Genomic DNA, 19600 nt, shown 5'->3' with positions numbered 1-19600 from the left:
CGGCCGTCCCCGGTGGCCCGACCGCACCCGTCCCCACTCAGCACGTCACCCGCCGGAGGCAGACCTTGATCCCGTTGTCGTTCGCGCAGCAGCGGCTGTGGTTCATCGAGCAGCTCGAAGGCCCCAGCGCGCTCTACAACACCCCGTTCGCCGTCCGGCTGACCGGCGGGCTCGACGCCGCCGTCCTCTCCCTCGCGCTGCGCGACGTGCTCGCCCGGCACGAGGTGCTGCGCACCACCTTCCCCACCGTCGACGGCCGGCCGCAGCAGTCGATCGCCGAGCCGGACGGCCCCGCCGTCGCCTCCGTCGAGGTGGCCGCCGTCCCGGTCGCCGACGCGGCCGAGCTGACCGCCCGGCTGGCCGCGGCGACCCGGCACGTCTTCGATCTCGCGGCCGAACTTCCCATCCGCTGCACGCTGTTCTCACTGTCCGCCGAGGAGCACGTGCTGCTGGTGCTGATGCACCACATCGCCAGCGACGGCTGGTCGGTGCCCCCGCTCTTCCGCGACCTCGACCAGGCCTACCGGGCCCGCCGGGCCGGCGGCGCGCCGCAGTGGGAGCCGCTGCCCGTCCAGTACGCCGACTACACCCTGTGGCAGCGCGAGCTCCTCGGCGAGGAGGACGACCCGGAGAGCGTGCTCAGCACCCAACTCGCCCACTGGCAGGGCGCCCTGGCCGAGGCGCCGGAGGAGCTGGCACTCCCGTACGACCGGCCGCGACCGGCCGCGCCCACCCACCGCGGTGGCGCCGCCGACCTCGCCCTGGACACCGAACTGTACGCGGCCCTGGCCGAGTTGGCCGCGAAGGAGCGGGCCAGCCTGTTCATGGTCCTGCAGGCCGCCGTCGCCACCCTCTACACCCGGCTCGGCGCCGGCACCGACCTGCCGCTGGGCACCGCCGTCGCCGGACGCACCGACGAGGCCCTGGACGACCTGGTCGGCTTCTTCGTCAACACCCTCGTGCTGCGCACCGACACCACCGGCAACCCCACCTTCCGCGAACTCCTCGACCGGGTCCGCCAGGCCGACCTGGACGCCTTCGAGCACCAGGACGTCCCCTTCGAGCGGCTCGTCGAACAGCTCAACCCGGCCCGCGTCCCGGCCCGCCACCCGCTCTTCCAGACCATGCTGACCCTGGACAGCGACGAGGACCTCCCCAGCGACTTCGCCGGGCTCGGCTGCCGGGAGCACGTCCTCGACCAGCACCTCGCCAAGTTCGACCTCTCCTTCGCCTTCGTCGAACTGCACGACGCCCACGGCGTCGCCAACGGCCTGACCGGAGCGGTGGAGTACGCGGCGGACCTCTTCGACCACGCCACCGCCGCCACCCTGGGCGAGCGCCTCACCCGGGTGCTGCGGGCGGTCGCCGCCGACCCGGACGCGCCGATCGGCGCCGTCGAGATCCTCGGCGCGGACGAGCGGGAACGACTGCTGACCGGCTGGCACGGGCCGGTGGCGGCACTGCCCGCGGGCGCGGTGCCCGAGCTGTTCGAGGCACAGGCCGCCGCGACGCCCGAGGCGATCGCCCTGGTGGCGGGTGACACCGAACTCAGCTACGCCCAGCTCAACGCCCGGGCCAACGGCTTGGCGCTGCGCCTGGTCGCGGCGGGCGTCACCGCCGAAACCCCCGTCGCACTGCTGCTGGAGCGCTCGCCCGCCCTCGTCGTCGCCCTGCTGGCCGTCCTCAAGGCCGGCGGCAGCTACGTGCCACTGGACGACGCCCAGCCGCAGGAGCGCCTGGAGGCCGTCCTCGCCGACGCCGGCGCCCGGATCGCCGTCACCGACCGCGACCACCCCGCACTGACCGCCCTGACCACCCTGACGGTCGGCGACGAGACCGCCGACAACCTCGAACTCACCATTGCCGACAGCCAGTTGGCCTATGTGATACACACCTCCGGATCCACCGGCAAGCCCAAGGGCATCGGCATCACCCACCGCTCCATCGTCGACCTCGCGCTCGGCGGCACCTTCACCCGTGAAGGCCACACCCGGGTCGCGGTGCACTCCCCCACCGCCTTCGACGCCTCCACCTACGAGTTCTGGACCCCGCTGCTCTCCGGCGGCCGCCTCGCCATCGCCCCGCCCGGCCGGCTCGGGATCGCCGAACTCGCCGGCCTGCTCGACCGGCAGCGGGTCTCCGGCGCCTTCATCACCGTCGGGCTGTTCAACGTGCTGGCCACCGAGGCCCCGCAGACCTTCGCCGGGATGCGCGAGGTCTGGACCGGCGGGGACATCGCCTCGCCGACGGCCATGCGACGCGTCCTGGAGACCTGCCCCGGGCTGCGGGTGGTGCACGTCTACGGCCCGACCGAGACCACCACCTTCGCCACCCGCCGCGCGATGACCTCCCCCGAGGAGGTGCCGGCCGCCGTGGTGCCGATCGGCCGGCCCCTGCCCAACACCCGGGCGTACGTCCTCGACGAGGGCCTCCAGCCCGTCCCGGTCGGCGTCCCCGGTGAGCTCTACCTCGCCGGTCCCGGCCTGGCACGCGGCTACGTCGGCCGCCCGGCGCTCACCGCCGAGCGCTTCACCGCCTGCCCCTACGGGGAGCCCGGCACCCGGATGTACCGCACCGGCGACCTCGTCCGCTGGACCGGCACGGGCGAACTGGAGTTCGTCGGGCGAACCGACGACCAGGTCAAGATCCGCGGCTTCCGGATCGAACTCGCCGAAGTGGAGGCCGCGTTCGCCGCCCACCCGGCCGTCCGCCAGGTCTTCGCGACGGTCCGCCAGGACCAGCCCGGCGACAAGCGCCTGGTCGCCTACGTCACCGGCGGCGCCCCGCTCGACGAGCTGCGCGCCTTCGTCACCGACCGGCTGCCCGGCTACATGGTCCCGGCCGCCGTCGTCCCGCTCGACGCCCTGCCGGTCAACTCCAACGGCAAGGTCGACCGCCGCGCCCTGCCCGCCCCCGACTACTCCGCCACCACCACCGGCCGGGCCGCCCGCAACACCACCGAGCAGACCCTGTGCGCGCTCTTCGCCGAAGTCCTCGGAACAGCCGAACCCGGCATCGACGACAGCTTCTTCGACCTCGGCGGCCACTCCCTGCTGGCCACCAGGCTCGCCAGCCGCATCCGCACCGCCCTCGGCACCGAACTGCCCATCCGCACCCTCTTCGACCACCCCACCATCGCCGGACTGGCCCGGCACCTCGGCGAGAGCCCCACCCCGGTGCGGACCGGACCGACCGCCCGGGAGCGCCCGGAGCTGGTACCGCTCTCCTACGCCCAGCAACGCCTGTGGTTCATCGACCAGTTCGAGGGCCCGAGCGCCCTCTACAACACCCCCTTCGCCCTCCGGCTCACCGGCACGGTCGACACCCGGGCACTGGCGGCGGCGCTGGCCGACCTGGCGACCCGGCACGAGGTGCTGCGCACGACGTTCCCCACCGTCGACGGCCGGCCCCACCAGCTGGTCACCGCCTCGGGCCGGCCGGCCCTGACCGTCACCACCGTCGCCGACGAGGCCGAGCTGACTGGGCAGTTGGACCGGGCGATCGGCCACGCCTTCGACCTGGCCGCCGAACTCCCCATCCGGGCGTCGCTGTTCTCACTGCCGTCGGGCGAGCAGCACGTGCTGCTGCTCCTGCTGCACCACGTCGCCAGCGACGGCTGGTCCGTCGCCCCGCTCTTCCGCGACCTGGGCCAGGCCTACCGGGCCCGCTGCCGCGGAGGCGCACCGCAGTGGCAGCCGCTGCCCGTCCAGTACGCCGACTACACCCTCTGGCAGCGCGAGCTCCTCGGCGACGAGGACGACCGGGACAGCCTGATCGGGCGGCAGCTCGCCTTCTGGCAGCAGTCCCTGGCCGACGCACCGGAGGAGCTGGCGCTCCCGTACGACCGACCTCGACCCGCCGTGCCCAGCCACCGGGGCGAGCTGGTCGAGTTCACCGTCGACGCCGAACTGCACCACCGGCTGGTCGAGTTGGCCACCGGCAACCGGGCCAGCCTGTTCATGGTCCTGCAGGCGGCCGTCGCCACCCTCTACACCCGGCTCGGCGCCGGCACCGACCTCCCGCTCGGCACGCCCGTCGCCGGACGCACCGACGAAGCGCTCGACGACCTGGTCGGCTTCTTCGTCAACACCCTCGTGCTGCGCACCGACACCACCGGCAACCCCACCTTCCGCGAACTCCTCGACCGGGTCCGCCAGGCCGACCTCAGCGCCTTCGAGCACCAGGACGTCCCCTTCGAGCGCCTGGTCGAGCAGCTCAACCCCACCCGCACCCCCGCCCGCCACCCGCTCTTCCAGACCCTCATCGCCCTTGAGAACCAGGCGAAGGCGCCGCATTCCTTCGGTGAACTCCCTTGCCGTGAAATGGAATTCGATCTCAATGTGGCCAAGTTCGACCTCTCCTTCGGATTCTCCGAACTGAGCGGACCGGGCGAGGCGGGCGGAGCAGGCGGCCTCTCCGGCGCCCTGGAGTACGCGGCGGACCTCTTCGACCACGCCACCGCCGCGGCCCTCGCCGCACGCCTGCTGCGCGTCCTCCACGCCGCCGCCACCGACCCCGACGCGCCGATCGGCACCATCGAGATCCTCGACCCGACGGAGCGCGAGCAGCTGCTGTCGGGCCGGCACGGGCCGGTGGCGGCACTGCCTGCGGGCGCGGTGCCCGAGCTGTTCGAGGCACAGGCCGCCGCGACGCCCGAGGCCGTCGCCCTGGTGTCGGGCGACACCGAACTCAGCTACGCCGAACTCAACGCCCGGGCCAACGGCTTGGCGCTGCGCCTGGTCGCGGCGGGCGTCACCGCCGAAACCCCCGTCGCACTGCTGCTGGAGCGCTCGCCCGCCCTCGTCGTCGCCCTGCTGGCCGTCCTCAAGGCCGGCGGCAGCTACGTGCCACTGGACGACGCCCAGCCGCAGGAGCGCCTGGAGGCCGTCCTCGCCGACGCCGGCGCCCGGATCGCCGTCAGCGACCGCGACCACCCCGCACTGGCCGCCCTGACCACCCTGACGGTCGGCGACGAGACCGCCTACAACCTCGAACTCTCCATTTCCGAAAGCCAGTTGGCCTATGTGATGCACACCTCCGGATCCACCGGCAAGCCCAAGGGCATCGGCATCACCCACCGCTCCATCGTCGACCTCGCGCTCGGCGGCACCTTCACCCACGACGCCCACCAACGCGTCCTGGTCCACTCCCCCACCGCCTTCGACGCCTCCACCTACGAGCTCTGGGCCCCGCTGCTCTCCGGCGCCCGCCTCGCCATCGCCCCCGCCGGCCGCCTCGGCGTCACCGAACTCGCCGACACCATCGGCCAGGGCGCCGTCACCGCCGCCTGGTTCACGGCCGGGCTGTTCAACGTGCTGGCCACCGAGGAGCCGAGCCTCTTCGCCGGCCTCCGCGAGGTGTGGACCGGCGGCGACGTGGTCTCCCCGGCCGCCGTCCGCCGCGTCATGACGGCCTGCCCCGGCCTCACCGTGGTCGACGGCTACGGCCCCACCGAGACCACCACCTTCGCCACCCACCACCCCATGGCCACCCCGGCCGAGGTGCCGGCCGGCATCCCGATCGGCCGGCCCCTGCCCAACACCCGGGCGTACGTCCTCGACGAGGGCCTCCAGCCCGTCCCCGTCGACGTCCCCGGTGAGCTCTACCTCGCCGGGCCCGGCCTGGCCCGCGGCTACGTCGGCCGCCCGGCGCTCACCGCCGAGCGCTTCACCGCCTGCCCCTACGGAGAGCCCGGCACCCGGATGTACCGCACCGGCGACCTCGTCCGCCGCCACTCGGACGGCGTGCTGGAGTTCCTCGGCCGGGCCGACGACCAGGTCAAGATCCGCGGCTTCCGGATCGAACTCGGCGAGGTCGAGGCCGCCCTCACCGCCCACCCCGCCGTCGGCCAGGCCCTCGCCCTGGTCCGCGAGGACCACCCCGGCGACAAGCGCCTGGTCGCCTACGTCACCGGCGACGCCACCCCCGGCGAACTCCGTTCCTTCCTCACCGACCGCCTCCCCGCCTACATGCAACCGGCCGCCGTCGTCACCCTCGACACCCTGCCCGTCACCGCCAACGGCAAGGTCGACCGCCGCGCCCTGCCCGCCCCCGACTACACCGGCACCCCCGAAGGCCGCGCCCCCCGCACCACCACCGAGCAGACCCTCTGCGCACTCTTCGCCGACACCCTCGGCCTGCCCGCCCTCAGCATCGACGACAACTTCTTCGACCTCGGCGGCCACTCCCTCCTCGCCACCAGGCTCATCAGCCGCATCCGCACCACCCTCGACACCGAACTCCCCATCCGCACGCTCTTCGACCACCCCACGGTCGCCGCCCTGGCCGAGGCCCTCCCCAGCCCGGAGGCCGAGGCCGGCAAGGCCCGCCCGGCGCTCCGGCCACAGCCCAGGCCGGAGCTGGTCCCGCTCTCCCCGGCCCAGCAACGCCTCTGGTTCATCGACCAGTACGAGGGCCCGAGCGCCCTCTACAACACCCCGTTCGTCGCCCGCCTCAACGGCGCGATCGACACCGGGGCCCTCGCCGCGGCCCTGACCGACGTGGTCGCCCGGCACGAGGTGCTGCGCACCACCTTCCCCACCGCCGACGGCCGGCCCCACCAGCTGATCGCGCCGAGCGCCGGGCCCGTTCTGCACACCCGCACGGTGGCCGACGAGGAGGAGCTCGCAGCAGCGGTGGCCGAGGCCACCGGCGCGGTGTTCCGCCTCGCCGAGGACATGCCGATCCGAGTATCGCTGTTCTCGCCGGCCCCCGAGCGGCACACCCTGGTCGTCCTGCTGCACCACATCGCCAGCGACGGCTGGTCCGTCACCCCCCTGCTGCGCGACCTCGACACCGCCTACCGGGCCCGCCGGGCGGGCACGGCACCCGACTGGGAGCCACTGCCCGTCCAGTACGCGGACTACACCCTCTGGCAGCGCGAGCTGCTCGGCACCGAGGACGACCCGAGCAGCGCCCAGCACGCCCGACTCACCCACTGGAAGCAGGCGCTGGCCAAGCTCCCGGAGGAGCTGGCGCTCCCCTACGACCGGCCGCGACCGGCCGCGCCGAGCCACCGCGCCGGGACGGTGGAGTACCGACTGGACGCCGAACTGCACCTCCGGCTCGGCGAGTTGGCCAACGCCAACCGCGCCAGCCTGTTCATGGTCCTCCAGGCGGCCGTCGCCACCCTCTACACCCGGCTCGGCGCCGGCACCGACCTCCCGCTGGGCACGCCCGTCGCCGGACGCACCGACGAGGCCCTGGACGACCTGGTCGGCTTCTTCGTCAACACCCTGCTGCTGCGCACCGACACCACCGGCAACCCCACCTTCCGCGAACTCCTCGACCGGGTCCGCCAGGCCGACCTCAGCGCCTTCGAGCACCAGGACGTCCCCTTCGAGCGGCTCGTCGAACAGCTCAACCCCACCCGCACCCCCGCCCGCCACCCGCTCTTCCAGACCGTCCTCACCGTGAGCAGCGGCCCGTCCCCGCTGCTCACCCTCGGCGGGGTGAGCGGGGCGCTGGAGGGCGCGGGCGAGTCCCTGGCGCACTTCGACCTGAACTTCAACTTCGTCGAGCAGCACGGCGAAGGCGGGGCTCCGCTCGGCGTGGCCGCGGCCGTGGAGTACGCGGCGGACCTCTTCGACCACGCCACCGTCGCCACCCTCGCCGAACGCCTGCTGCGCGTCCTCACCGCCGCCGCCGAGGACCCCGACGCGCCCATCGGCACGATCGAGATCCTCGACCCGGCCGAGCGCGAGCAACTGCTCACCGGCTGGAACGACACCGCCGTCCCGATCGCCGACACCACGGTGTCCGAGCTGTTCGAGGCCCAGGCCGCCGCCACCCCCGACGCGGTCGCCGTGGTCTCCGACACCGAGCAGCTGAGCTACGCCGAACTCGACGCCCGGGCGAACGCGTTGGCGGCCGTCCTGGTGGACCGCGGGCTGGCGGCGGAGGAGCCGGTCGCGATCCTCATGGACCGCTCGACCGAGCTGGTGACGGCGATCCTCGCGGTCACCAAGGCGGGCGGCAGCTACGTCCCGCTGGACGCCCGCTACCCGCTGGACCGGATGCGGCACATCCTGGCCGACACCCGGGCGCAGCTCGTCCTGGTCGACCCGGCCCACCGCGGCCATCCGGTCCTCGACGGCGATACCGGCGGCACCGGCGTCACCGCCCTCGACGTCACCGAGGCGGCCGCGGCCCGGCCCGCCGCCGGCCCGGCCGCCCCCCTCGCCCCCGCCGGCCGCCGCTCGCACCCCGGCCAACTGCTCTACGTGATGTACACCTCCGGCTCGACCGGCGTCCCCAAGGGCGTCGCGGTGACCCACCGCAACGTGGTCGACCTGCTGGCCAACCGGCACTTCCACCAGGGCCACCACCGCAGCGTCCTGCTGCACTCGCCCACCGCCTTCGACGCCTCCACCACCGAGGTGTGGGCTCCGTTGGTGACCGGTGGCCGGATCGTCCTGGCCGCCCCCGGGCAGCTCGACCTGCGCGCGCTGGCCGCGACCATCACCCGGCACGCCGTCACCCTGGTGCAGGCGCCCTCCGGTCTGCTGCGGCTGCTGGCCGAGGAGGCCCCGGAGGCGTTCCGCGGGGTGCGCCAGGTGTGGACCGGCGGCGACGTGGTCCCGCCGGAGGCCGTCCGGCAGCTGTTCCGGGTGTGCCCGGAGACGGACGTGGTAGCGGTGTACGCGCCGACCGAGACGACGGCGATCAAGACCACCTTCACCATGGCGCCGGGCGGGGACGTCCCCGCCGTGGTGCCGATCGGCCGCCCGCTGGCCAACACCCGGGCCTACGTCCTGGACGACACCCTCCGGCCGGTCCCCGCCGGGGTGCCCGGCGAGCTGTACCTCGCGGGCAACGGCCTGGCCCGGGGCTACGTCGGCCGCCCGGCGCTGACCTCGGAGCGCTTCGTGGCCTGCCCGTTCGGCGGCAAGGGCGAGCGGATGTACCGCACCGGCGACATCGTGCGCTGGAGTACGGACGGCGTGCTGGAGTTCCTCGGCCGGGTCGACGACCAGGTGAAGATCCGGGGCTTCCGGATCGAGCCGGCCGAGGTGGAGGCGGCGCTGGCCGCCCACCCTGCGGTGGGCCACGCGGTGGCGATGGTCCGCGAGGACCAGCCGGGTGACAAGCGCCTGGCCGCCTACGTCACCGGTGACGCCACTCCCGGCGAACTGCGCGCCTTCCTCGCCGACCGGCTGCCCGCCTACATGGTCCCCGCCGCGGTCGTCACCCTCGACGCCCTGCCCGTCACCGCCAACGGCAAGGTCGACCGCCGCGCCCTGCCCGCCCCCGACTACACCGGCACCCCCGAAGGCCGCGCACCCCGCACCACCACCGAGCAGACCCTCTGCGCACTCTTCGCCGACACCCTCGGCCTGCCCGCCCTCAGCATCGACGACAACTTCTTCGACCTCGGCGGCCACTCCCTCCTCGCCACCAGGCTCATCAGCCGCATCCGCACCACCCTCGACACCGAACTCCCCATCCGCACCCTCTTCGACCACCCCACCGTCGCCGCCTTGGCCGACCACCTGGGCGAGGGCGCCGGCCCGGTCCGCGCCCGGCTGCTGCCGCGGCAGCGCCCGGAGCTGGTCCCGCTCTCCCACGCCCAGCAACGCCTCTGGTTCATCGACCAGTTCGAGGGCCCGAGCGCCCTCTACAACACCCCGCTCGTGCTCCGGATCGGCGGCGCGGTGGACACCGGGGCCCTCGCCGGGGCCCTGACCGACGTGGTCGCCCGGCACGAGGTGCTGCGCACCACCTTCCCCGCCGTCGACGGCCGGCCCCACCAGCTGATCGCGCCGAGCGCCGGGCCCGTTCTGCACACCCGCACGGTCGCGGACGAGGAACAGCTGCGGGACGCCCTGGCCGGAGCAGGCCGGCAGGCCTTCGACCTGGCCGCCGAACTCCCGCTGCGGGCAACGCTGTTCTCCCTGCCGCAGGGCGAGCACGTGCTGCTGGTGCTGATGCACCACATCGTCAGCGACGGCTGGTCCGTGGGCCCGCTGCTGCGCGACCTCGACACCGCCTACCGGGCCCGCCGGGCGGGCACGGCACCCGACTGGGAGCCACTGCCCGTCCAGTACGCCGACTACGCCCTCTGGCAGCGCGAGCTGCTCGGCGCGGAGGACGACCCGGCCAGCACCCAGCACGCCCAACTCGCCTACTGGAAGCAGGCCCTGGCCGGCCTCCCGGAGGAGCTGACGCTCCCCTACGACCGCAAGCGGCCGATGGCGCCCACCCGCCGGGGGGACACCGTCGAGTTCCGGCTCCCGGCCGAACTCCACTCCTCCGTCGTCGAGTTGGCCCGGGCGAGCCGGTCCAGCGTGTTCATGGTGGTACAGGCCGCGCTGGCCGCCACCCTGGCCCGGCTCGGCGCGGGCACCGACATCCCGCTCGGCACCCCGGTCGCGGGCCGCACCGACGGGGCCCTGGACGAGCTGATCGGCTTCTTCGTCAACACCCTGGTCCTGCGCGCCGACCTTTCCGGCGAGCCGAGCTTCCGGCAACTGCTGGAGCGGGTGCGCCAGGCCAACCTGGACGCCTTCGAGCACCAGGACGTGCCCTTCGAGCGGCTGGTCGAGGTGCTCAATCCGGTCCGCTCGACGGCCCGGCACCCGCTGTTCCAGGTGATGCTGACCTTCGCCGCCGGGCCCGAGGCCGAGACCGCCCTCGACTTCGCCGGCCTGCCCGCCCGGGTGGAGCCCTCGGCCGCCGAACTCGCCAAGTTCGACCTGGCCTTCGGCTTCAGCGAGCAGCTGGCCGCCGACGGTTCCCCGGCCGGGATCGGCGTGGTGGTCGAGTTCGCCGAGGACCTGTTCGACCCGGCCACGGTGACGGCGATCGGCGAGCGCTTCGAGCGGCTGCTGGCCGCCGTAGTGGCCGACCCGGCCCGCCCGGTCGACGAGGCGGAGCTGCTCTCCCCCGCCGAGCGGACCCTGATCCTGGACCACTGGAGCGCGCCCGCCGGGCAGCCGGAGAGCGTCGAACTCCGCACCGTCCCGGAGCTGTTCGCGGCCCAGGCGGCCCGGACCCCGCAGGCCGTGGCGGTGGTCCACCGGGACGAGCGGATCAGCTACGCCGAGCTGGACGCCCGGGCGAACCGGCTGGGCCGGCTGCTCGCCGACCGGGGCGTCGGCCCCGAGCGCCTGGTGGCGCTGGCGCTGCCGCGCTCGGTGGAGCTGGTGGTCGCCGTGCTCGCGGTACTCAAGGCGGGCGGCGCCTACGTGCCGATCGACCCGGACTACCCGGCCGACCGGATCGCCTACACCCTGGCCGACTCCTCCCCCGAGCTGCTGCTCACCACCACCGCGGCCGCCACCCGGCTGCCGGATCCGCGGCTGCCGCTGCTGCTGCTCGACACCCCGGAGACGGCCGCCGAGCTGGCCCGGACGCCCGCCGGAGCCCCCGCCCCCGCGCTCGGCCCCGACCACCCGGCGTACGTCATCTACACCTCGGGCTCGACCGGCCGGCCGAAGGGCGTGGTGATCCCGCACGGCAACGTCGCCCGGCTGTTCGCCGCCACCGACCACTGGTTCGCCCCGGGCCCGGCGGACGTCTGGACGCTGTTCCACTCCTACGCCTTCGACTTCTCGGTCTGGGAGCTGTGGGGCGCGCTGCTGCACGGCGGCAGCCTGGTCGTGGTGCCCTTCGAAACCAGCCGCTCGCCCCACGAGTTCCTGGAGCTGCTGGTGCGCGAGCGGGTCACCTTCCTCAACCAGACCCCGTCCGCCTTCTACCAGTTGATGCAGGCGGACCAGGAGGATCCGGAGCTCGGCGCCCGACTCGCCCTGCGCCGGGTGGTCTTCGGCGGCGAGGCGCTCGACCTGGCCCGGCTGGCGCCCTGGTACGAGCGGCACGCCGAGGACGCGCCGGTGCTGGTCAACATGTACGGCATCACCGAGACCACGGTGCACGTCTCCTACCGTCCGCTGGACGCCGGAACGGCCGCCGGGCAGTCCCGTTCGCTGATCGGCGCGGGCATCCCGGACCTGCGGCTCCACCTGCTGGACTCCCGGCTGCGCCCGGTGCCCGCCGGGGTGCCCGGCGAGCTGTACGTCGCCGGCGCCGGCCTGGCCCGCGGCTACCTGGGCCGACCGGCCCTGACCGCCGAACGCTTCGTCGCCGACCCGTACGGCGCCCCCGGCAGCCGGATGTACCGCACCGGCGACCTGGCCCGCTGGACGGCCTCCGGCGAGCTGGACTACCTGGGCCGGATCGACGCCCAGGTGAAGATCCGCGGCTTCCGGATCGAGCTGGGCGAGATCGGCTCGGTGCTCAGCCGCCGGCCCGAGGTGGCCTCCGCCGCCGTGGTGGTCCGCGAGGACGCCCCGGGCGAGAAGCGCCTGGTCGGCTACCTGGTGCCGGCCGCCGGACCCGCCCCGGTGGACCTGGACGCACTGCGCACCCAGCTGGCCGCCGAGCTGCCGGACTACATGCTGCCCGCCGCCCTGGTGCCGCTGGAGCGCCTGCCGCTGACTCCCAACGGCAAGCTCGACGAGCGGGCGCTGCCCGCCCCCGAGCCGGGCCGGGCGGGCGACGGGCGGGGGCCGCGCACCCCGCTGGAGGAGGTGCTCTGCGGGCTGTTCGCCGACGTGCTCGGCCTGGACCGGGTCGGCATCGACGACAACTTCTTCGAGCTGGGCGGCCATTCCCTGCTGGCCGGCCGGCTGGTCGCCGGGATGCGCGAGCTGACCGGCAGCGCCGAACTCGGTGTCCGGGCGCTGTTCCAGGCCCCGACCGTCGCCGGACTGGCCGAACTGCTGGCCGCGGCCCGGGACGGCGCCCCCGCCGAGGAGAACTTCCCGGTGCTGCTGCCGATCCGCACCCGCGGCTCGCGCCCGCCGCTGTTCTGCGTGCACCCGGCGGCCGGGATCAGCTGGGTGTACACCGGGCTGCTGCGCCACCTGGACGCCGAGCAGCCGATCTACGGCCTCCAGGCGCCCGGGCTGGCCGACCTGGCACGCCACCCGGCCAGCCTGGCCGAGATGGCCCGCACCTACCTGGCCGAGCTGCGCTCGGTCCGCCCGCACGGCCCGTACGCCCTGCTGGGCTGGTCCTTCGGCGGCCCGGTCGCCCACGCGGTGGCCGCGCTGCTGCGGGAGCAGGGCGAACGGGTCGAGCTGCTCGCCGTGCTGGACGGCTACCCGGAGCTGAACGAGTACGAGCAGCACGCCGGCCAGGACCAGGCCGGGGAGTCCCGCGACCGCGACCCGGCGCTGCTCGCCGCGATCCTCGCCTCGCTCGGCCAGCAGGCCGGCGAGATCACCGCCTGGCCGGCCGACGAGGCGGGCTACGCCGAGCTGGTCCGGCACGGCGAGGGCCCGCTGACCGGGCTGAGCGGCGCCGGGGTGGCCCGGGTGGTCGAGGTCTTCCTGGCCAACCTCGCGCTGGCCGACGACGCCCCGCTGCCCGGCTACGACGGCGACGCGCTGGTCTTCGTCGCCGCGAAGGACCGCCCGGCCGACGCCCCCGACCCCGAGACCTGGCGGGCCCACGTGGGCGGCCGGCTGGAGGTCCACGAGGTGCCGAGCACCCACGGCGCGATGACCGGCCCGGAGGCCCTCGCGGTCATCGGCCCGGTGCTCGCCGACCGGCTGCGCCCTCCGGCACAGGACGCCACGCCCCGCCACTGAGCCTCCCCGCACCACCGCGACACCCCCGCACCACCACACCGAGCGGCCGTGACCCGGCCCACCACGAGGAATGGACACACCGATGCAGACTGCCGTCATCCCCGACACCTGGCGCGGCGTCACCCCGGCGCCGATCTCGTCGACCGACGCCTACAACGGCTTCATCGCCGCCAACGTGATCTTCGCGCTGGACCGGATCGGGGTACTGGAGCAGATCGGCCGCGGCGAGCCGCTGGCCGCCGCCGAGGTCACCGCCGAGCGCGGCGACACCGCCCGCACCGAGGCCGTGCTGCGCGCCGCCGCCGACTACGGCTACCTCAAGGCCGACGGCGCCGGCTACCTGCCCACCGAGGCCGGCATCGAGATCGCCGCCGCCCGCGGCTACTTCACCTGGGCGGTCGGCGGCTACCACGACGTGTTCGGCCGCGCCGGACACCTGAGCACCGGCTCGCACCACTACAACGCGGACGTCTTCCGCGACGAGGCGATGGTCGCCCTCGGCTCCGCCCAGTGCGACCAGTCGATGTTCGCCGCCCAGCTGGCCGACGTGCTCTCCGGCATCGACTTCCGCACCATCGCCGACCTGGGCAGCGGCACCTCCGCCCGGGTCCGCCGGGTGGTCTCCCAGCGCGAGGGCAGCCGCGGCCTGGGCATCGACATCAGCCGCCCGGCCACCGACATCGCCCGCGCCGACATCGCCGCCGCCGGGATGCAGGACCGGGTCACCGCCGTCCGGGCCGACGTACTGGGCCTGCTCGGCACCCAGATCGACAACGACGCCGAGGCCGCCGAGGTGGCCGAGGTCGACACCGTGATGAGCTTCTTCCTGCTGCACGACCTGCTCGCCGACCCGAGCACCCGCTCCTCGATCTTCACCCGGATGCGCGAGGCCTTCCCGAAGGCCCGCACCTTCGTGCTCGGCGACACCATGCTGCGCGGCCCGGGCGAGTCGCAGAGCGCGATGCCGGTCTTCTCGGTCGGCTTCGAGCTGGCGCACGCGATGATGGGCGTGCCGCTGCACACCAAGGAGACCTACGAGCGGCTGTTCACCGAAGCCGGGCTGCGGATCGACCGGGTCGAGGCGCTGGCCACCCCGCACTCCTGGCTCTACGTCCTGCAGGCCGACTGATGGCGGCCGCGTCCGGGGCCAGACACCTGCTGGCCCAGAACGAGCTCCCGTACCCGCCGCCGCTGTCCGTGCTGACCGCCCTGGCGGGGGCGGTCGCCGACCTGAACCGCTACCCGGACTTCCGCCCGGAGCGCTTCGCCGGGCTCATCGCCGACTGGCAGCGCGTCCCGGCCGCACAGGTCGTGGTCGGCCACGGCTCGGCCGGCGTCGCGCTGGACCTCTTCCACTCCGTCGTCCGCCCCGGCGACAACGTGGTGCACTCGGACCCCTGCTTCGACGCGTACCCGCTGTTCTGCGCGATCGCCGGGGCCGAGCCCCGGGCCGTCCCGCTCGGCCCGGACGCCCGGCACGACCTGGCCGCGATGGCCGACCGGGTGGACGACCGCACCCGGATCATCGTGCTGTGCAACCCGCACAACCCGACCGGCACGGTCTACTCCTGGGCGGAGCTGACCGGCTTCTTCCGCCGGGTGCCGGCCACCGCGCTGATCCTGCTGGACGAGGCGTACATCGACTTCGCCCGGGGCTGGGCGGCCCCGGAGGTGCCGGCCCGGATCGCCGAGTGGCCCAACCTGGTGGTGCTGCGCACTCTCTCCAAGTCGCACGGCCTGGCCGCCCTGCGGATCGGCTACGCGGTCGCGGCGGAGTCCGTGGCGCAGCGCGTACGGGCCGTCCAGGTCCCGTACGCGGTGAACCGGCTCCAGGAGGCGGGGCTGCTGGCCGCCGTCGCCGCCCAGGACGAGGTGGACCGGCGGATCGCCGAGATCGCCGCCGAACGCGAGCGGCTGCGGGCCGAACTGCTCGCCCTGGGCCGGTCGGTGCCGCCGAGCCTGACCAACTTCCTCTGGGTGGCGGCGCCTTCGCCCGAGGAGCAGCTCCCGGTCAAGTCCGAACTGGAGCGGCTCGGGGTGGCCGTCCGCTTCTACCCGGGCCAGGGCATCCGGATCGCCGTCGGCGAGAAGGACGCCAACGACGCCGTGATCGAAGGCTTCACCCGCGCCCACCGGGCCGTCACCGCGCCCCGCTAGGGCCGGACAGTCGCCGGGCACCGCTCCATCCCTCGCAAACGCAGCAGTCAAGGACAGGACAGGACATGCACCCACTTCTGGCGCGGCCGGAGTTCCGGCTCTACATCGCGGGACAGACGCTGTCCGTCCTCGGGGACAGCGCGCTCTTCATCGCCCTCGGCATCTGGGCCAAGGTCCTGACGGGGAGCAGCTCGGCGGCCGGTCTGGTGATGTTCTGCTACGCCGTCCCGATGCTGCTGCTGCCGCTCGGCGGCCTGGTCGCCGACCGGGTGCGCCGACGGCCGCTGCTGGTCACGGTCAACCTCGCGCTGGCGGTGGCGGTTTCGCCGCTGCTGCTGGTCGACGGCCGCGGCCGGCTGTGGATCGTCTACGGCACCGCGGTGCTCTACGGCCTGGCCGGAGCCGTCCTGACACCGGCCCAGAGCGCCATGCTGCGCACCATCCTGACGGAGCGTCAGGACTTCGGCGCGGCCGTCGGGTTCACCCAGACCATGCGCGCCGGCACCACCCTGGTCGCGCCGCTGGTCGGCTCCGGCCTGTACGGGTGGCTCGGCGGCCGGGCCGTCGCCCTGGTCGACATCGGCATCCTGCTCGCGGCCGCGCTCGCCTTCCTGGCGCTGCGGGTGCCCGAGACCAGGCCGGAGCCGTCCGGCCGGCACTGGCGCACCGAGGTGCTGGCGGGCTTCCAGCACCTGCGCGGCACCGCCTCGCTGCTGCCGCTGCTGATCGCGACCACCGCCACCGCGACCGTGCTCAGCTTCCTGCAGCCGGTGCTCTTCTCGCTCATCCAGCACGGGCTGAACCGCTCGCCGCAGTTCCTCGGCGTACTGGAGACCGTGGAGGCGGTCGGGGCGCTCGGCGGCTCGGTGCTGGGCGGCATCCTGATCGGCAGGCTCGGCCCCCGGAAGACCGTGATGCTCGGCGCGGCCACCTTCGCGGTCGGCGCCCTGCTGCTGCTGGTGCCCTCGGTCTGGGTGGTGTCGGCCGGACTGCTGATCGCCGGGGCCGGCATGCCGGCCGGGGTGGTCGGCCTCGCCACCGCCGCCCAGTCGCTGACCCCGCCGCAGCTGATGGGCCGCACCCAGGCGGCCGTCAACCTCTCCCTCACCGCCCCGCAGGCGGTCGCCATCGGCGTCGGCGCCGGCCTGGTGGCCGCGCTGGACTTCCGCACGGTGCTGGTCGCCATGGTGGTCGGCGCGCTGCTGTCGGGCCTCTACCTGCTGGGCAAGCCCGACGCGGTGATCGAGGACGACGCGGACGACTCCGACGAGGAGGAGTCGGCCGGGCAGCCCGCCGGGGAGCTCACCCCGGCGCCGGCCGAGGACGCCGAGGACGCCGAGCCGACCGCAGTGCCCGCCGAGTCCGCCCCGCGCCTCCAGTCCACCTGACCGTCCCGCACCACCCCGCCCCCGCACCACACCGCCCCAGCACGACACCACCGGCCCACCCCGGCGGCGGCCCGGCCGCACCGCGCCGCCACCGGGGCGGGCCGCCGCGCCCTCCTCACGAGAGAGCCCCTCAGATGCCCGACAGATCCGCTCCCGCCCCTGCCACCGAGACCGCCGTCGGCAGCACTGCCGGAGCCCCGGTCGAACTCGCCCTGGACCACGTCGAGTTCTACGTCACCGACCTCGCCGCCGACGTCGCCCGGCTGACCGCGGAGTACGGCTTCGACCTGCTCGTCCCGCCCACCGAGCGCGGCGACAGCGCCGAGCGCTGCGTCTCCGCGCTGCTCGGCCAGGCCGCGATCCGGCTGCTGCTCACCCAGCCGCTGGCCGCCGGCCACCCGGCCACCGACTACCTGGCCCGGCACGGGGACGGCGTGGGCGCGCTCGCCCTGCGGGTGCCGGACGCCACCGCCGCCTACCGCGCGCTGACCGGCCGGGGCGCCGACGGGCTGCGCCCGCCGCAGGCCGCGGCCGGCTGCGTCACCGCCGTGGTCGGCGCCTTCGGCGACGTGGTGCACACCCTGATCGAGCGCGGCCCCGGCGTCCCCGCCGACCGGATACCGGGCCTGCCCGACGCCGCCCCCGCCGCTCAGCGGGCAGCGGGCGGCGCCGACGCGGTGGGCCTGCGCTCCGTCGACCACTTCGCGGTCTGCGTCCCCTCCGGCGGGCTGCGCGCGACCGTCCGGCACTACCGCGAGGTGTTCGGCTTCCGGATGGTCTTCGAGGAGCGGATCGAGGTCGGCACCCTCGGCATGGACTCGATGGTCGTGCAGAGCCCCGACCACAGCGTCACCCTCACCCTGATCGAGCCGCTCACCCCGGACGCCGGCGGCCAGATCGCCTCCTTCCTCGCCGACCACGGCGGCGCCGGGGTCCAGCACGTGGCCTTCTCCTCCGCGGACGCCGTCCACTCCGTCTCCACCATGGCCGCCCGCGGCGTGCCCTTCCTGCGCACCCCGGGCGCCTACTTCGACGCCCTGCCCGCCCGGCTGACCCCGCTGCGGCACTCCCTCGACGAGCTGCGCGACCTCAACCTGCTGGTCGACCAGGACCACGACGGCCAGCTGTTCCAGATCTTCACCCGCTCCCAGCACCCGCGCGGCACCTTCTTCTTCGAGGTGATCGAGCGCATCCGGGCCCGCAACTTCGGCAGCAACAACATCCGCGCCCTCTACGAGGCCGTCGAACTCCAGCGCAGCGCCAGCGAAGTCGCCGGATGAGCGCCCCGGTCACCACGGCACCCCGGCAGGCGCTGTCGGTAGCCGAGTACGCCGAGCCCGCCCGGGCCGCCCTGGCCCCGGAGGTCTGGGACTGGCTGGCCGGCGGCGCCGAGCAGGAGCGCACCCTCGCCGCCAACCGGGCGGCGTTCGACCGGCAGGCGGTGGTGCCCCGGGTGCTGGCCGACGTCTCCGCCTGCGACACCTCCGCGACCCTGGTGCACAGCCGGGCGGCCCTGCCGGTGGCGGTCGCCCCGATCGCCTACCACCGGCTGTTCCACCCCGAGGGCGAACTGGCCACGGCCCGGGCGGCGGCCGCGGCGGGGGTGCCGTTCACCGTCGGCACGCTCAGCAGCGTCGGCTTCGAGGAGCTGACGGCGACCGGGGCCACCCTCTGGTTCCAGCTGTACTGGCTGCGCGACCGGGCCCGGCTGCTCGACCTGGTCGCGGCGGCCGAGGCGGCGGGCAGTGAGTGCCTGGTCGTCACCGCCGACGTGCCGTACATGGGCCGCCGGCTGCGCGACGCCCGCAACGCCTTCGCCCTGCCCGGGGACGTCCGCGCGGCGCTGCTGGAGGGCGGCGCCGCCGGGCGGGCGCACCGGGCCACCGCCGAGGTCTCGGCGGTGGCCGCGCACACCGCCGAACTGCTCTCCCCCGCCGTCACCTGGGCGGACCTCGGCTGGCTGCGCGAGCACACCGGACTGCCGCTGGTGGTCAAGGGGGTGCTCGACCCGGCGGACGCGCTGCGGGCCGCCGAGCTGGGCGCCGCCGCCGTGGTGGTCTCCAACCACGGCGGCCGCCAACTCGACCGGGCGGTGCCCTCGTTGACGGCCCTGCCGGCCGTCGCCGAGGCGCTGGCCGGGCGCGGCTGCCAGGTGCTGCTGGACAGCGGGGTGCGCGGCGGATCCGACGTGCTCACCGCGCTGGCCCTCGGCGCGTCCGGGGTGCTGCTCGGCCGCCCGGTGATCTGGGGCCTGGCGGCCGACGGCGAGCCGGGCTGCACCCGGGTGCTGGACCTGCTGGCCGCCGAACTGCGCCACGCCCTCGGCCTGGCCGGCTGCCCCGACCTGGCCACCGCCGCCGCCCTGCGCACCACCCCGATGCCCTGCCCCGCCTGGAGCTCCCCGTGACCCTGATCGCCCCGCCGCACGAGCTGCGGCTGACCGACCTGCACCCCTCCCTC

6 protein-coding genes are annotated in these 19600 nt (G+C 74.7%); all 6 read left to right on the top strand.

Translation table 11 applies throughout. From position 1 onward, the window contains the following. The first annotated feature begins 65 nt into the window (after window positions 1–65). The 6 genes from ABTY61_RS00835 (at window position 66) to ABTY61_RS00810 (ending at window position 19547) form a co-directional block, all read left to right on the top strand. Window positions 66–13595, top strand: a complete 13530-nt coding sequence (locus tag ABTY61_RS00835) for a non-ribosomal peptide synthetase (protein WP_350502716.1) — start codon at window positions 66–68, stop codon at window positions 13593–13595. Between the two features lie 82 nt (window positions 13596–13677). After that, window positions 13678–14724 carry a class I SAM-dependent methyltransferase gene (locus ABTY61_RS00830; RefSeq protein WP_350502715.1) on the top strand — a complete coding sequence of 349 codons (1047 nt, stop codon included), beginning with the start codon at window positions 13678–13680 and terminating at the stop codon, window positions 14722–14724. Next, window positions 14724–15752, top strand: coding sequence for an aminotransferase class I/II-fold pyridoxal phosphate-dependent enzyme (locus ABTY61_RS00825; protein WP_350502714.1), 1029 nt, complete (start codon window positions 14724–14726; stop codon window positions 15750–15752). Before ABTY61_RS00830 ends, ABTY61_RS00825 begins: the two co-directional genes overlap by 1 nt. Before the next feature lie 65 nt (window positions 15753–15817). Continuing rightward, the gene (locus tag ABTY61_RS00820) at window positions 15818–17140 is read left to right on the top strand and encodes an MFS transporter (RefSeq protein ID WP_350502713.1); all 1323 of its coding nucleotides are present in this window, start codon (window positions 15818–15820) and stop codon (window positions 17138–17140) included. 134 nt (window positions 17141–17274) lie between these two features. After that, window positions 17275–18420, top strand: coding sequence for a 4-hydroxyphenylpyruvate dioxygenase (gene hppD / locus ABTY61_RS00815; protein ID WP_350502712.1), 1146 nt, complete (start codon window positions 17275–17277; stop codon window positions 18418–18420). After that, on the top strand, window positions 18417–19547 hold the full coding sequence (locus ABTY61_RS00810; protein WP_350502711.1) for an alpha-hydroxy acid oxidase: 1131 nt from the start codon (window positions 18417–18419) through the stop codon (window positions 19545–19547). Before hppD ends, ABTY61_RS00810 begins: the two co-directional genes overlap by 4 nt. The last annotated feature ends 53 nt before the right edge of the window (window positions 19548–19600 follow it).

The organism is Kitasatospora sp. NPDC096128 (genome assembly GCF_040303105.1).
In the GTDB taxonomy this organism is placed as follows: domain Bacteria; phylum Actinomycetota; class Actinomycetes; order Streptomycetales; family Streptomycetaceae; genus Kitasatospora.
The sequence above is the reverse complement of the archived record's forward strand: the minus strand, read 5'-3'. Positions and strand labels throughout refer to the sequence as shown.

Coding starts and splice junctions, on each gene's coding strand:
- ABTY61_RS00825 (WP_350502714.1), top strand. CDS start 14,724: ATGGCGGCCGCGTCCGGGGCCAGACACCTGCTGGCCCAGAACGAGCTC.
- ABTY61_RS00830 (WP_350502715.1), top strand. CDS start 13,678: ATGCAGACTGCCGTCATCCCCGACACCTGGCGCGGCGTCACCCCGGCG.
- ABTY61_RS00810 (WP_350502711.1), top strand. CDS start 18,417: ATGAGCGCCCCGGTCACCACGGCACCCCGGCAGGCGCTGTCGGTAGCC.
- hppD (WP_350502712.1), top strand. CDS start 17,275: ATGCCCGACAGATCCGCTCCCGCCCCTGCCACCGAGACCGCCGTCGGC.
- ABTY61_RS00820 (WP_350502713.1), top strand. CDS start 15,818: ATGCACCCACTTCTGGCGCGGCCGGAGTTCCGGCTCTACATCGCGGGA.